This is a genomic window from Lentilactobacillus sp. TOM.63 (assembly GCF_030361045.1).
GTDB lineage: Bacteria > Bacillota > Bacilli > Lactobacillales > Lactobacillaceae > Lentilactobacillus > Lentilactobacillus dabitei.
In genome coordinates this window covers 1-12,745 of the sequence record NZ_JAUCAP010000074.1, presented here as the reverse complement: position 1 = coordinate 12,745, position 12,745 = coordinate 1, and the positions used below count along the sequence as shown (strand labels likewise).

General features: G+C 42.3%; 11 protein-coding genes, 1 pseudogene and 1 riboswitch. Of the genes and pseudogenes, 8 read left to right on the top strand and 4 right to left on the bottom strand.

Annotated elements, in window-relative coordinates:
- Positions 1 to 111: 111 nt before the first annotated feature.
- A complete protein-coding gene (locus QUF07_RS11560) occupies positions 112 to 1,389 on the top strand; it encodes a cation:dicarboxylate symporter family transporter (protein ID WP_289427522.1) in 1,278 nt (425 codons plus the stop codon).
- A gap of 592 nt (positions 1,390 to 1,981) precedes the next feature.
- Positions 1,982 to 2,146, bottom strand: a riboswitch (M-box (ykoK) riboswitch).
- A 57-nt stretch (positions 2,147 to 2,203) separates the two neighbouring features.
- On the opposite strand, the gene QUF07_RS11555 is transcribed toward QUF07_RS11560, so the two are convergent.
- A complete protein-coding gene (locus QUF07_RS11555) occupies positions 2,204 to 3,718 on the bottom strand; it encodes a multicopper oxidase family protein (protein ID WP_217164966.1) in 1,515 nt (504 codons plus the stop codon).
- 107 nt (positions 3,719 to 3,825) lie between these two features.
- On the opposite strand from QUF07_RS11555, the gene QUF07_RS11550 reads away from it, so the two are divergent.
- The 5 genes from QUF07_RS11550 to QUF07_RS11530 all read left to right on the top strand — a co-directional run bounded on the left by QUF07_RS11550 (position 3,826) and on the right by QUF07_RS11530 (position 7,310).
- The gene (locus QUF07_RS11550) at positions 3,826 to 4,170 is read left to right on the top strand and encodes a hypothetical protein (protein WP_289427520.1); all 345 of its coding nucleotides are present in this window, start codon (positions 3,826 to 3,828) and stop codon (positions 4,168 to 4,170) included.
- A 70-nt stretch (positions 4,171 to 4,240) separates the two neighbouring features.
- Complete coding sequence (locus QUF07_RS11545; RefSeq protein WP_217164962.1) at positions 4,241 to 4,486, top strand: hypothetical protein; 246 nt, start codon at positions 4,241 to 4,243, stop codon at positions 4,484 to 4,486.
- Between the two features lie 329 nt (positions 4,487 to 4,815).
- Positions 4,816 to 5,400 carry a signal peptidase I gene (gene lepB, locus QUF07_RS11540; protein WP_289427519.1) on the top strand — a complete coding sequence of 195 codons (585 nt, stop codon included), beginning with the start codon at positions 4,816 to 4,818 and terminating at the stop codon, positions 5,398 to 5,400.
- A 177-nt stretch (positions 5,401 to 5,577) separates the two neighbouring features.
- Positions 5,578 to 6,624 (top strand): LLM class flavin-dependent oxidoreductase, encoded by a 1,047-nt coding sequence (locus tag QUF07_RS11535; protein WP_217164957.1) that lies wholly within the window; start codon positions 5,578 to 5,580, stop codon positions 6,622 to 6,624.
- A gap of 2 nt (positions 6,625 to 6,626) precedes the next feature.
- Complete coding sequence (locus tag QUF07_RS11530; protein ID WP_289427517.1) at positions 6,627 to 7,310, top strand: NADPH-dependent F420 reductase; 684 nt, start codon at positions 6,627 to 6,629, stop codon at positions 7,308 to 7,310.
- A 245-nt stretch (positions 7,311 to 7,555) separates the two neighbouring features.
- Here QUF07_RS11530 and QUF07_RS11525 read toward each other — a convergent pair whose 3' ends face one another.
- Genes QUF07_RS11525 through QUF07_RS11515 form a run of 3 tightly spaced genes read right to left on the bottom strand, consistent with a single transcriptional unit; the run spans position 7,556 to position 10,124 of the window.
- Positions 7,556 to 8,197 (bottom strand): NAD(P)H-binding protein, encoded by a 642-nt coding sequence (locus tag QUF07_RS11525; protein ID WP_289427516.1) that lies wholly within the window; start codon positions 8,195 to 8,197, stop codon positions 7,556 to 7,558.
- A gap of 13 nt (positions 8,198 to 8,210) precedes the next feature.
- Entirely contained in the window at positions 8,211 to 9,254 is a 1,044-nt protein-coding gene (locus tag QUF07_RS11520; RefSeq protein WP_289427514.1) for an alcohol dehydrogenase catalytic domain-containing protein, read from the bottom strand.
- 9 nt (positions 9,255 to 9,263) lie between these two features.
- Positions 9,264 to 10,124 (bottom strand): aldo/keto reductase, encoded by an 861-nt coding sequence (locus QUF07_RS11515; RefSeq protein WP_217164949.1) that lies wholly within the window; start codon positions 10,122 to 10,124, stop codon positions 9,264 to 9,266.
- Between the two features lie 142 nt (positions 10,125 to 10,266).
- On the opposite strand from QUF07_RS11515, the gene QUF07_RS11510 reads away from it, so the two are divergent.
- Together QUF07_RS11510 and QUF07_RS11505 are read left to right on the top strand one after the other, a co-directional pair.
- A complete protein-coding gene (locus tag QUF07_RS11510) occupies positions 10,267 to 11,145 on the top strand; it encodes a LysR family transcriptional regulator (RefSeq protein ID WP_217164948.1) in 879 nt (292 codons plus the stop codon).
- A gap of 159 nt (positions 11,146 to 11,304) precedes the next feature.
- Positions 11,305 to 12,312 (top strand): annotated as a pseudogene (locus QUF07_RS11505) (aldo/keto reductase).
- Positions 12,313 to 12,745 lie beyond the last annotated feature (433 nt).

Sequence of the window (12,745 nt, the reverse complement as noted above, 5' to 3'; positions counted from 1 at the left end):
TCTAACGAGAAACAAAAAATCTGTCATCAGTAATAGATAAAATCTATTACCAACAACAGATATTGTAGAACCGAAATAAGTACATATTTTAAGAAGGATACAGGTGAAATTATGAAGCGCTACAAAGCATACCGATTAACCTTAGGATGGCAGATCCTCATTGGGTTGGTTCTGGGAGTTGTCTTCGGAGTTATTTTTTATAAAAATAATACTGCGATTACGACCATGCAGAATATTGGAACAATGTTCATTAATTTGATTCAAATGATTGTTTTGCCAATTGTGGTTTCATGTTTAACAGTCGGAATTGCCAGCATGGGAGACATTAAAAAACTTGGTAGAGTTGGCCTGAAAACAATTATCTACTTTGAATTAATGACAACAATCGCAATTGCACTTGGAATGATAGTTGCAAATGTTTTGCATCCCGGGACATTGATTGATATTCATTCGCTTCATGGTTCAGATATAAGTCAATACATGGCAACAGCAAAGTCTGCTCAGCATACGGGTATTTGGGGTACACCGTTGGGAATCATTCCCACCAACATTTTTCGCTCATTGGCTAACGGTGATATGATGCCGGTTATTTTTTTCTCAGTTTTCTTTGGACTTGGAATTGCGGCCATTGGAGAAAAGGGGAAAATTTTAATTGATGGATTGAACGCGGTAGCTGAAGTAATGTTTAAAGTAACCAACTGGGTGATGCATGCTGCCCCAATTGGAGTTTGTGCACTGATCGGCGTTGCCCTGGCAGAAATGGGTATTGGCGCCTTAATTCCACTTGGTTACTTTGTGGCAATTGCCTACGTCACAATGACCGTATTCATATTAGTTGTGATGGGCATTGTGGCGAAGATATTTGGGTTCAGCATTTTTGATCTGTTATTGGTTATTAAGGACGAAATTGTCTTAGCATTTTCAACCGCCAGTTCAGAAGCGGTCTTGCCAAAGATGATCGAAAAAATGGGAAAATTTGGTTCAAGCCAAGGAATTGTTTCATTTGTCATTCCAACTGGCTATACGTTTAATTTGGATGGTTCAGCAATTTATCAATCAATTGCGGCACTCTTCCTAGCTCAGGCATACCATATCAACCTTTCAATCGGCCAGCAGATTACTTTGCTAGTTGTCCTAATGATTACTTCAAAAGGAATGGCCGGCGTTCCTGGCGCTTCCTTTGTGGTCCTACTGGCAACAATTTCAACAATTGGTGTCCCAGTTACTGGTTTAACGTTTATTGCTGGGATCGATCGAATTGTTGATATGGGAAGGACAGCCGTTAACGTAGTGGGTAACTCATTAGCCACTGTCGTGATTGGTAAATCCGAAAAAGAATTTGACGAAGAAAAATCGCGCAAATACATTGCTTCATTTAAAAGAAAGTAAATTAAAAGCCGTCAACGAAATTTACGTTGACGGCTTTATAATGTTATTAGTTCGATAAGATAGCAGTCATTTTTCAAGAATTAGTTTCCACCAAATTCTTGGAGGTAATGTCCCTCATAATTACTATTATTATCGTATTTATGTGTTGGCAATATATGACGATTAACCTCATTCTCCCCAATTAGTTTCCTAAAAGGTGAAGCGTTTATCGGTTAACTTAACCGATTGAACACAGGTACGTCAATACCTCAATGTTCAAAACCACCGAGAAATTGCATTAATCGAATTCCCAATGAGTCGCGCTATCTAAACAACGAAGTCGAGAAATTTCTTGTGATCCATTCAGCATTAAAGCCGATAAGCAAGAAACAAAACATTTAGATGGTTAGACTATTAATGATTTTGGGAAAATCGATTGTAACAATTTCTCGTTAAATCAAGGCCGCGAGGTTATCACAACCGACTTTCCCTTGGTAGACTGGTGTTTCGACGCTCCAGGATCTTTAAATTCAGTTGTCATAACACTCACCTCTTTAATCAAATTTTCGGAATAAAAAGTGCCCAGCTATTAACGACTGGACACACAAAATTAAAGCTTCGCCAGTCGTTGAGCTTTAGCACTATGTGATGTAGTTATAAATAACAGCTACGTTAGTCCAAGCCTTACTTTGACTGGGACAGCTGACTCATTGGCGTTTTTCGACGTTTCTGAGCAGTAGCATTTTTCACATAGGAGCCTCACCTAACAGCTATATTCATTTTTCATTCCATGAGTAATACTATCATACCCGCTAACTCTATGCAAGAATTAAGTTTACATATCCATGCCAGGGATATGTAAATCTTTCACTGCAACGCCCCGCTCTTTTGCAAATGCATTCATCAGGGTCGTCATATCCATTAATTGATAGGTTTTTGGATTTTCTGGATCGTAGACCTCAAACTGAGCCATCATACCGCCATCTTCGTGTTCAATGATGTGGCAGTGGTTCATGTAAACACCAAGGTGCTCAAACCAAACTTTGAGCCGGACGGTTTCACCAGGATTAACGCCAACGGTATCTTTTAATCCATTTTCGTTAGGATATGGGGCATGGCCATTTCTAGACACCACTCTGAATTGGGTGCCGTGCATGTGGTAAGGGTGGACCATTCCGTTACTCATATCATTGGTATTTGAAATATCCCAATACTCGACGTGACCAACTTGCTGACGATCGTCAATGCGTTGCATATCGAACTTTTTGTCGTTCATCATGACTTCTTCGTCCATTCCAGACATGACAACTTTGTGGACCGGAGCGCCGGCAGTTACTTCAGGGTCAGGAATGTTGACCAAGTGATCGGGTAGTTCAGTATCGTCTGCCGCAAACTCATGAATCCGAAAATGCATCACCGGGACGTCATCACAGTAGAGGGTGACAACATCACCTGGCTTGTGACCCTTAAAGTCAACGATGATCTCAGCCCGTTCCGCACAGGTTAACATCAAATGAGTAAAGTCGACGGGTTCTGGCAATATGCCACCGTCTGATGCAATTTGGGTAAACTTGAGATCATCGCTAAAATGCAGCCGCCATTCACGTCGGTTGGCACCATCCAATAAGCGCAATCTAAGTCGTTGCGTCGTGACATCAAAGTATGGATTAACGGTTCCATTAATGACAGGGGTTGGTCCTTGCACGCCATCCGGATCATAATCAGCGATGTAATCTAACTGGTTGTCTTTATGGAAACGACGATCCTGCAAAATAACGGGAATATCGTCCACCCCATAGGTTCTTGGGAATGGCAGTTTAGCTTCAACGTCATCTTTAACAACAACGGCAGTTGCTAATCCCTTCCACACGTGTTCGGCAGTTGATGGACATGGATGCGCATGGAGCCAAAGAGTCGCAGCTGGTTGATGGCATTTAAATTCAATCTGGGTACTTTTGCCTGGATAAACGGGGGCATGGCACCCGCCATCCGTAATTGGTCCCGGCACGTTTAACCCATGCCAATGAAAGGTTGTTAATTCGGGCAATTCGTTTTTTAATGTAATGTGAATCATCTTACCGTTCTTGAATAAGATGGTTTTTCCAAGAAAGGGGGCATTAAATCCCCATGTCTTCGTTTTGGCGCCGGGTAATAACTGAACTTCACCAGGCTGAGCAACGACCGTGTAATACATATCGGTCGGTGTTTCCTCGTCTGGTTTCAAAAGTTCTGGAATTCTTAGCGGTTGCTGTGGCGTCTTTGGCTCCTCAAGTGGAATGAAACCACCATCATGAGTATTGTACGCTGGCTCATCAAAAAAATAATCTGTATAAACTGTTCTCTTCGACATAATTATCCGCATCCTTTGATTATTTTGGATTCTCTTTAATCATACTACATAATTAGACGCGACCCCAAAATTTGTGGCATAATGGAACTATAAGAGGAGGTGGCACTGTGGCAGATGTAGTATCTATCGATAGGTTAGATGAAACAGCGACTAGAAAAGCGATTGAAGATTTTATTGAGTTCTATCTTCGCTGGTTGAAGAAAAATGATCTTGAAATTTTAGCTGAGTACAAAGTTGACTACTATTTGGCAGACATTAATCATTTTGTTTTTGAAAACCAGGCCTTTACTCCCGAACAAATGAGAGCAGCTTTATATGAAGAACGAGGCCAAGATATCAAACACGTAGTTACCGTGATTAATCCGGATTATTATCCAAATGGTCATTTAGTGGCTGGATCTTGGGATCAATGGTATCAAGATAAGTTCGACAAAATCAGTGTTCGTGACTAGTCGTTTAAATATACTTTCAATGTCGGATTTGCTATCATGAAGTTAATATTACTAGTGAGGAGGGATTTTCATGGCTAAAGGCAAGACCAACCAATCAAAGGAACCGAAGCGCCAACAACCGTTGCATTACAAGACAGAGGTTGATGTGCATCAAATGGTGATTAATAAATCGGTTATGTCGTTGAAGGTACCCACCATTATTGCGCAGAAGCAGGCTCAGGGACTGTTATCCAAAGCCGTAGACGATGGAGTCACCCCTTACTACCTCAAGCAGGAAACCCTTGATAGGCTGAGTGGAATTACCCACCACGAATAAGTTGATTGAAAGATACTTGAATAAGTTGTCGAGACTGGGACAATCGGTGTTTTGACCCCAGAATTGAATGGAAGAGCAGTGCATTCTGATTTTGAATGTATTGCTTTTTTTGCTTAAATGGCAAGGATCAGCCGTTTGGCGCAGCACTAACTTAGTCATTAGTGACCAGCCAAATCGATGATTGCCGATTAGAATTAACATCTGCCCCAGCAACATTGTTTGGAATCTTCATGCTTTAAACATGAGGTGTTGGATAGTGCCATGTAAGATGATAAACTATATTGAATAGATGTAAAAATGACAACTAAAGTGAGGAATTGGTGGATTAATTGAAATTTTTCAAAGAAGTATTGAGTTGGGTAATTCCTGTCGTCGTTGGGTTAGTCATTGGATTTGGGGTTAAGCAATTCGTAATCTCAGCCAATTTTGTTGACGGAGATTCGATGCAGCCTAATTTGCAGAATAAGCAAATGGTGGTGAGCTTGCGGCAAGCTAAAATTCATCGTAATTCAGTCATCGTTTTCGATGCTCACGGGGAAGATCCTCAAGCAACCCCCAAAGATTACTACGTTAAGCGAGTGATTGGATTACCAGGCGATACAATTAATAGTCGAAACGGTAACATCTATGTTAACCATACGAAGTTGTATCAGGGCTACATTGGGACGCAGCAACGAACGATCGGAACCGGTAATTGGAATTTGAAGTCATTGTCTGCACACTGGGTCGGTGATCAGCAGGTGGTTAGAGTCCCTAAAGGAAAATATTTTGTCTTGAGCGATCATCGATCAGTCTCTGATGACAGCAGGTATTGGGGCTTTGTTGATCAAGATAAAGTTGAAGGGGTCACCAAGGCATTCCCATTTCAAAACCGAAGTAAACAAATCAATCGGGCTTATCAAGTGACTCATTAGGAAGATGACGGGATTCAGACGAAAGTTCATTTGACCCCAGAATTTAAGTGAAGACGGCAGCGCATTTTGATTTTGGCATGCACTGCCGTTTTTAATTGGCGACTTTAGTTGCTTTTTGCGGGTATCTATAATAATCTTATATCATACTTACAAAAAATAAGCATTCGGAGGAAAAATATGGTTAATGTAGATAAATTGCAATTTGGGTTGGAAACATTCGGGGATATTGTTTCCGCTGAAAACGGCGATCTCTTGACGGCTGGCCAATCAATTCGCCAAATTGTAAAAGAGGGTCAATTGGCTGACAAACTAGGTGTTGACGTGATCGGGGTTGGCGAACATCATCGACCCGACTATAGTGTCTCCAGTCCAGAAGTTGTCTTGGGGGCCATCGCTTCTGTGACTCAAAACATTAAGCTGGCCACAGCAGTAACGGTTTTGAGCTCTGATGATCCGGTTCGAGTATACGAACGATTTGCCACCCTTGAAGGGTTATCTGCTGGCCGGGCACAAATCATGCTGGGCCGGGGTTCATTTACCGAATCGTTCCCGTTATTTGGTTATGATTTAACCGATTATGACGATTTATTCAACGAAAAATTGGAAATGTACAGTCAATTAATTAAGGAAAAACCGGTCACTTGGCAGGGCAAGTTTACCCAAACCTTGAAGGATCAGGATGTTTATCCCAAGACTGATTACAACGGCATTGAGACCTACATTGGGATTGGCGGCTCACCTGAATCAATTATTCGAACCGCTAAGTATGGGTATAAAGTCATTTTGGCGATTATCGGTGGCCAGGCAGATCGATTTGTCCCTTACCTTGATTTGTACAAAAAGGCAGCCAGTCAATTTGGCAAGCCCATTCAACCAGTTGCGGTTCACTCACATGGCTTTATCGCCGATGATGAGGATGAGGCCGTTGAAGTTGCTTGGAAGAACATTAAGGCAAACTTTGATCGGATCGGCTTGACCCGGGGTTGGGCGCCAATGAGCCGGGAACAATTTGATGGTGAAACCAAAGTTGGGTCATTTTATGTGGGGAACCCAGAACATGTTGCCCAACGAATGGCTCGAACGATTAAGTTGCTTGAGCTTGGTCGGTTTGATCTGGTTTATGGTGCTGGCAATCAGACGGCCGCTCAGCGTGAACGAATGATTGAGCTTTATGCGACCAAGGTGATTCCTCGTGTTAAAGAAATTCTGTCTGAGGAGGGTTAGAAATGGCAAAAATTAAAAACGTTGGCATTATCGGTGCCGGCAAGGTTGGCATTGTATTGGCTCAATTAGCCTTGGCTGCTGGCTATAATGTCAGAATTTCAGGCTCCGGTTCTGTTCAAAAAATTGCCCTGACTATTGAGACGCTGGTTCCAGGTGCAGTTCCGGCAACCAATCAGGGCGTTGTTAGCAAAAGTGATTTGATTATTTTAGCCATTCCCCTCAGTCGGTATAAAAATATCAAGCCAAAGCTGCTCAAAGACAAATTGGTCATTGATGCGATGAACTATTGGTGGGAAACCGATGGGATTCGCGAAGAAGTTCTGGATCCCAATTCAACTTCTAGTGAACAGGTTCAGAAATATTTTAATAAGAGCACGATTGTCAAAACTTTTAATCATATGGGTTATCATAATCTTCAAGAAGAAGCTCGGCCTGCAGGTGCTGAGAATCGCAAGGCATTATTTGTGACTGGCAATAACAAAGCGGCAGTGGATGAAGTCGCCGATTTTGTGAATACAATGGGATTTGATACGGTGGTTCATGATGATCTCGCTGATGGCATTATGACCGAACCTGGCAGCAGTCTGTTTGGTGCAAGCTTGACCAAAGGGGATCTTCAGAATGTGATTGATCATTTTGATGAGACTGAATTTGGACAGAAGGTTAAAGCCGGTAAAGCAAATTAATTTCTTTTAGATTCTGAGCTAAGATTGGGACGAAAGGCGATTTGATCCTAGAATTTAAGTAAAAGCGGCAGTGCATTCTGATTTTGGAATGCACTGCCGCTTTTACTTAAATGGCGGAGATCAGCCGTTTGTCGCAGGTTCTATCAATGTAAAATGGTGAGCTTGAGTTGCCTTTGTCAACAATTTTCCGACTAATGTCACAGCTCCATTTTTTTAGAAACTATCCACTTATTTTGTCGTGTTCATTAATAGATACTTGGCTTCGTCCATTCTGTGTTGGGCTCACCAATCCCCAAGCTTTCTCGATGATAATTTTCCTTACCAGTTAAGAGATCAGCTGCAAATTTGGCAACGGCTTCCCGAGAAATTTGCGCGTCTTTAAACGGTTCACCTTTCTTGGTCACGTTAATGGCAGTCTTGGCAGGATCGTTGTATAGCCAGGTTGTCCGTAAGATGACATAATCCAAGTCGGATTTTTCAATCGCCGCAATTGTCTCAACATAATTGGTTTTCCAAACCAAGCCAGTATGTTCACGGTACCATGATTGAAATGGGCCGGCAACTTCCTGATAGACATCAGGAACGGACATTGCGATAAACCGTTGAACGCCAGTTTCATCCAACACCTGAATGAGTGGCTGAACGATCGAAGGTGAGGCAACATAAGCAAGAAAAACGGCGTCGGCGCCGGTCACAGCATTCTTCAAGGCAGCCGGATCTTTTAAATCCCCGTCAACCAAGCTGACCCGGTCACCAGCAAACTGACTTAATCGTTGACTGGCATTATGACCAAATAAAACGAGATGGGCATCGCTGTTAGTTAATAAATTCTGGGCAGTTAGTTGGCCAATTTGGCCAGTTGCTGCTAAAACGACATATTTTGGCATGATTTTATCTCCTTTACTTATTGTTAACGATTAATAAGGACTTGATTGCTGTCCGCTGATTCATTGCTTCGTAGGCATCTTCAACGTGATCAAGGTCAAAATGTTTGGTAAAAACTTTTCCAGGATTGATCCTACCATCAAGGACTGCCTGCAACAGGATAGCTTTGTCTGGTTGCGTAACCGAGGCAATGCCGCCTCTTAAACCAACGCCTTTCCAAAACAGCTGGTTGGATTTTGGTTCAGTCTGGGGAACCCCAACGCGGCCGATGACAGCGCCAGGTCGGGCAATTTGGCCTGCCTGCTCAATGGCGCTGGCAGCCCCAACACATTCAAGAACGGCATCAGCGCCGGCATTTTCTTTGGTAAGGGTTAAAACATCAGCTATGGCTTGGTCGCCCTTGGTTGCAACGACATCAGTGGCACCAAATTCTTTTCCTAATAAAGCTCGATCCTCATGGTGACTCAGCAAGATAATCTTTTCTGCTCCTAACAATTGAGCCCCAATGACACCACAAAGCCCCACTGCACCATCACCGATCACAGCGACCGTCATGCCCTGCTTGATTTCCGCGTTTCGTACCGCATGAAAACCGGTGGCCATCACATCTGACAGGGTTTGTAATGAAGCGAGTTGATCCTCTGAATAGTCTTCAGGATTGCCAGGTATTTTAACCAGGCCGGAGTCAGCTGGCTCATAAATCATAAATTCAGCTTGATAACCGCCATTCGTATGAGGCTGTTGATTCAGACAATTACCTTCAAAGCCATTTAAGCAGGCGACACAATGACCACAGCCATGGGTAAATGGGACAATGACAAAGTCGCCGGGATGGAAATTTTTCACATCCGAACTCACTTCTTCAACGATACCAATTGCTTCGTGACCCACCAGAGAATTAGCGGCTCGTTCAGAAATACCACGATACCACCACAGGTCTGAACCACAAACACTGGCCCGGATGACCCGAATCAACGCCTGATTGTCGCCATCGATTTTAGGCTTTGGGACGGCTTGGACTTCAACCTGTCCAGGCTTAATAAATACGACTGCTTTCATTTTTCCTCCTTATTGACGTAACGCCTTCAAGCTTTGACCAAAGATGCTTTCAATTGCGGCTGGATCGCGATGGTCAAAGAATTGACTTTCGTGCTTGTCCAGCGTGTTCATCGTTTGCATTTCTTCGTCGGTGAGCTCAAAGTCAAAAACATTGAAATTTTCAGCCATGCGGGTCTTATGAACTGATTTAGGAATAACCACAATTCCTCGTTGAATGAGCCAGCGTAAAATGACTTGGCCATTCTTTTTGCCATATTTTTGACCAATGTGGGCAATTGTTTCGTTGGTAAAAATAGCGTGTTTACCTTCAGCAAACGGTGCCCAGGCTTCAACCTGAATATCTTGACTCTTTGCAAAGTCAACTTCAGCATGTTCTTGAAACCATGGTGAAACCTCGATTTGATTGATGGCCGGCTTCACATCTGACATCAATTCCAAATTCATTAACTGATCAGGGGCAAAGTTAGAAACACCAATTGACTTAATCTTGCCGGCTTTTTGAGCCTCCACCAAAGCTCGCCAAGCGCCAGCAATGTCGCCATATGGTTGGTGAAGGAGGTAAAGATCCATATAATTCAGTCCGAGTCGGGTTAAAGAATCATCAATTCCCTGTTTGGCCTTTTCATAGGTAAAGTGATCGACCCATAATTTGGACGTCACAAAAATATCTTCCCGTTTCACTTGGCTCTTATTAATTGCCGCGCCAACTGCTTCTTCGTTATCGTAAGCGACTGCGGTATCAATTAATCGATAGCCCGTGTCCAGCGCATCACTAACTGCTTTTTCAGCGATCGTTAAATCAGGTACTTGGAAGACACCAAAGCCGAGTTGAGGCATTTTATGACCATCATTTAAAGTGACGAATTGCATGATTAAAATCTCCTTAGTTGTTAATCTCAAGTTAATTCTTTATCTGTTAACAATGCTAGTATATGGCTGCAGCTTGGAAAAGAAAATTACCGATTAAGTATGTTACTATACAGATATGACATAGTAGTAGGGAGGCTTTGATTTGGCCATTGATTTAGAATTATTAAGAGAACTAGTTGCTTTTCAAAAGTATGGTACTCTCAGTGCAACCGCGGAACATTTGATGATCACGCAACCAACGGTAACCAGGGGGATGAAAAAGCTTGAACAGCAGTTGGACGTCACATTATTTGATCGGCAAGTCAGCAACCACATTCAGCTCAATGACAGCGGTCAATTTGCCGTTGGAGAGGCTGAGAAGTTATTAAAAGCAGAAAGCGACTTTACCGGCAAAGTACGCAACTACGACCGCTCAAAAAATGAAATTGCGATTGCGTCGGTTGCCCCTGGACCAATTTTATTGTTAAATCAGATTAAGGACAAAATTGAAAGTCAATTGAACATTAACGATCAGACGATTAAGCTAGACGAAGTGATTGATCGGCTGCAGACTTTCAACGACAGATTAATCTTTACCAATCAGGAAATCACCACTGATGATATTGAATCCATGTATTTAGGGGGCGAATATCTTGGGGTTGGCATTGATAAATTTAATCCACTGTCTCAGCAGCAGCACATTTCATTCGCAGATTTAGCTGGCTTGAGTTTCCTGGTGGTCCAAGATATTGGGCCTTGGCGGCAAATCGTTGAAGAACAAATTCACAATGCATCATTTCTTTATCAGGAAGATTTGAATGCCATGAGTCAAATTAGTCGATATTCAAATTTTCCGTTTTTCTTTTCAAACTTATCACAAGTAACTAGTACGACAGGCGAGCGATTTAAGAATAATAATCGGAATCCTGTTCGAATTGACGATCCGCACAATAAAATTGAATTTTATGGGGCTTATTTGAAGCGGGAGCGGGAAACGATCCAACCAATTCTTCGGATAATTAGTCAGAATTGGCCCAAATGACCATGCCTGGAGATGTTCAAACCAATTAACCAATTCTTTTGTTTCCCCCGTTCATAAGCGATTAGTGGGATTAAACCGCTCTCTTGACTTAAAGCGGACTTTAAGGTGTACCATTTACATGAAATCTATTGGCATCCAATTGAAAGGGGAGATCAAGAAATGAAATACGCACAATTAGGAAATACTGATATTCATGTTTCGAAGATTTGTGTTGGTGCGATGAGCTTTGGCAAGGCTGGGACAATGCACGACTGGACGCTGAATTACAATAACAGTAAGCAGGTTATCAATCATGCGTTGGATCAAGGAATTAATTTCTTTGATACGGCCAATGTATATTCTGAAGGGACCAGCGAGGAATACCTCGGAAAGGCATTGAAGGAAAGCAAGGTTGCTCGCGATCAGGTTGTAATTTCCTCAAAAGCTTACTTTAATCCGGGCCGCTTATCCAGTGAGGCTATTCATCGAGAAGTTGAAGGCTCGCTTAAACGTCTTCAAACGGATTATCTGGACTTATACATCATCCATCGGTTTGATTACGAGACACCAATCGAAGAAACGATGGCTGCTTTAAATGATCTCGTCAAATCCGGGAAGGTTCGGGCAATTGGGGCATCCGCCATGTATGGTTATCAATTTTATAATATGCAACAAGTTGCCAAGGATAATGGTTGGGCGCAATTTCAAGCAATGGAAAATCATTACAACCTACTTTATCGTGAAGATGAACGGGAATTAATCCCGATTTGTAAGCAAATGAATGTTTCCCTGATGCCATATAGTCCATTAGCAGCTGGTCATTTAAGTCATCGTGATTGGCAAGTAGATACACTGCGGAGTCAGACCGATCGGGTATCAATGGGCAAATATGATCGAGCTGAAGACCAGGATTAAAAAATTGTCGACCGAGTTAGCAAATTAGCGGCTAAGTATCATGTATCGATGAGTCAGATTGCACTAGCTTGGCAGTGGGCTAAAGGGGTCATGGCCCCGATCGTTGGTTCCACAAAGGTTCAACACTTGGATGATGCAATTGCTGCCTTGCAAGTTAAATTGACACCGGAGGATATTTATTATTTAGAGGAATTGTATACGCCTCATGAAATTGTTGGCGCAATTGATCAAAATCCGGCGGCAGGGACGGTATTGATTGATGAGAAGAAGTAATGCTTGTTTAACTTTGACGCTTCAAGATAGAAACGGATTTGTGATGAGCGGTGAATGCATTCAATCTTCTTGATCGGGGGCACTTGTTTCTTGCTACTATTCCTATTCCAGATGTTCTCTGTGATAATGTGCTCAGCTCATCAGCTTCTTCCACTTAACTGAAAATGATCCCTGATCATAGGCATTTATTAGTTGTTACTACTCGACTATATTGTGGAAACGTGCTTCACCCAACTGACGTTAACAATATAACAAGGGCTATCAATAATCCCGAACCCAGGATTATCAATAGCCCTTGTTATATTAACGCGTCAAACCGTTGGGTTCAGTTAGAATGCAGTTACTTTATCTAAAACGTAAGCACTAAATAATTGGACGTATTCAAAAAGGCATTCGAGCATGTTATTCTTCAGATAACACAATCGAATGCCTT

Excerpts from the sequence above, each read along its gene's own strand:
- QUF07_RS11560 (WP_289427522.1), top strand. The coding sequence starts at position 112 with ATGAAGCGCTACAAAGCATACCGATTAACCTTAGGATGGCAGATCCTC.
- QUF07_RS11530 (WP_289427517.1), top strand. The coding sequence starts at position 6,627 with ATGGCAAAAATTAAAAACGTTGGCATTATCGGTGCCGGCAAGGTTGGC.
- QUF07_RS11525 (WP_289427516.1), bottom strand. The coding sequence starts at position 8,197 with ATGCCAAAATATGTCGTTTTAGCAGCAACTGGCCAAATTGGCCAACTA.
- QUF07_RS11515 (WP_217164949.1), bottom strand. The coding sequence starts at position 10,124 with ATGCAATTCGTCACTTTAAATGATGGTCATAAAATGCCTCAACTCGGC.
- QUF07_RS11520 (WP_289427514.1), bottom strand. The coding sequence starts at position 9,254 with ATGAAAGCAGTCGTATTTATTAAGCCTGGACAGGTTGAAGTCCAAGCC.
- QUF07_RS11545 (WP_217164962.1), top strand. The coding sequence starts at position 4,241 with ATGGCTAAAGGCAAGACCAACCAATCAAAGGAACCGAAGCGCCAACAA.
- QUF07_RS11555 (WP_217164966.1), bottom strand. The coding sequence starts at position 3,718 with ATGTCGAAGAGAACAGTTTATACAGATTATTTTTTTGATGAGCCAGCG.
- QUF07_RS11535 (WP_217164957.1), top strand. The coding sequence starts at position 5,578 with ATGGTTAATGTAGATAAATTGCAATTTGGGTTGGAAACATTCGGGGAT.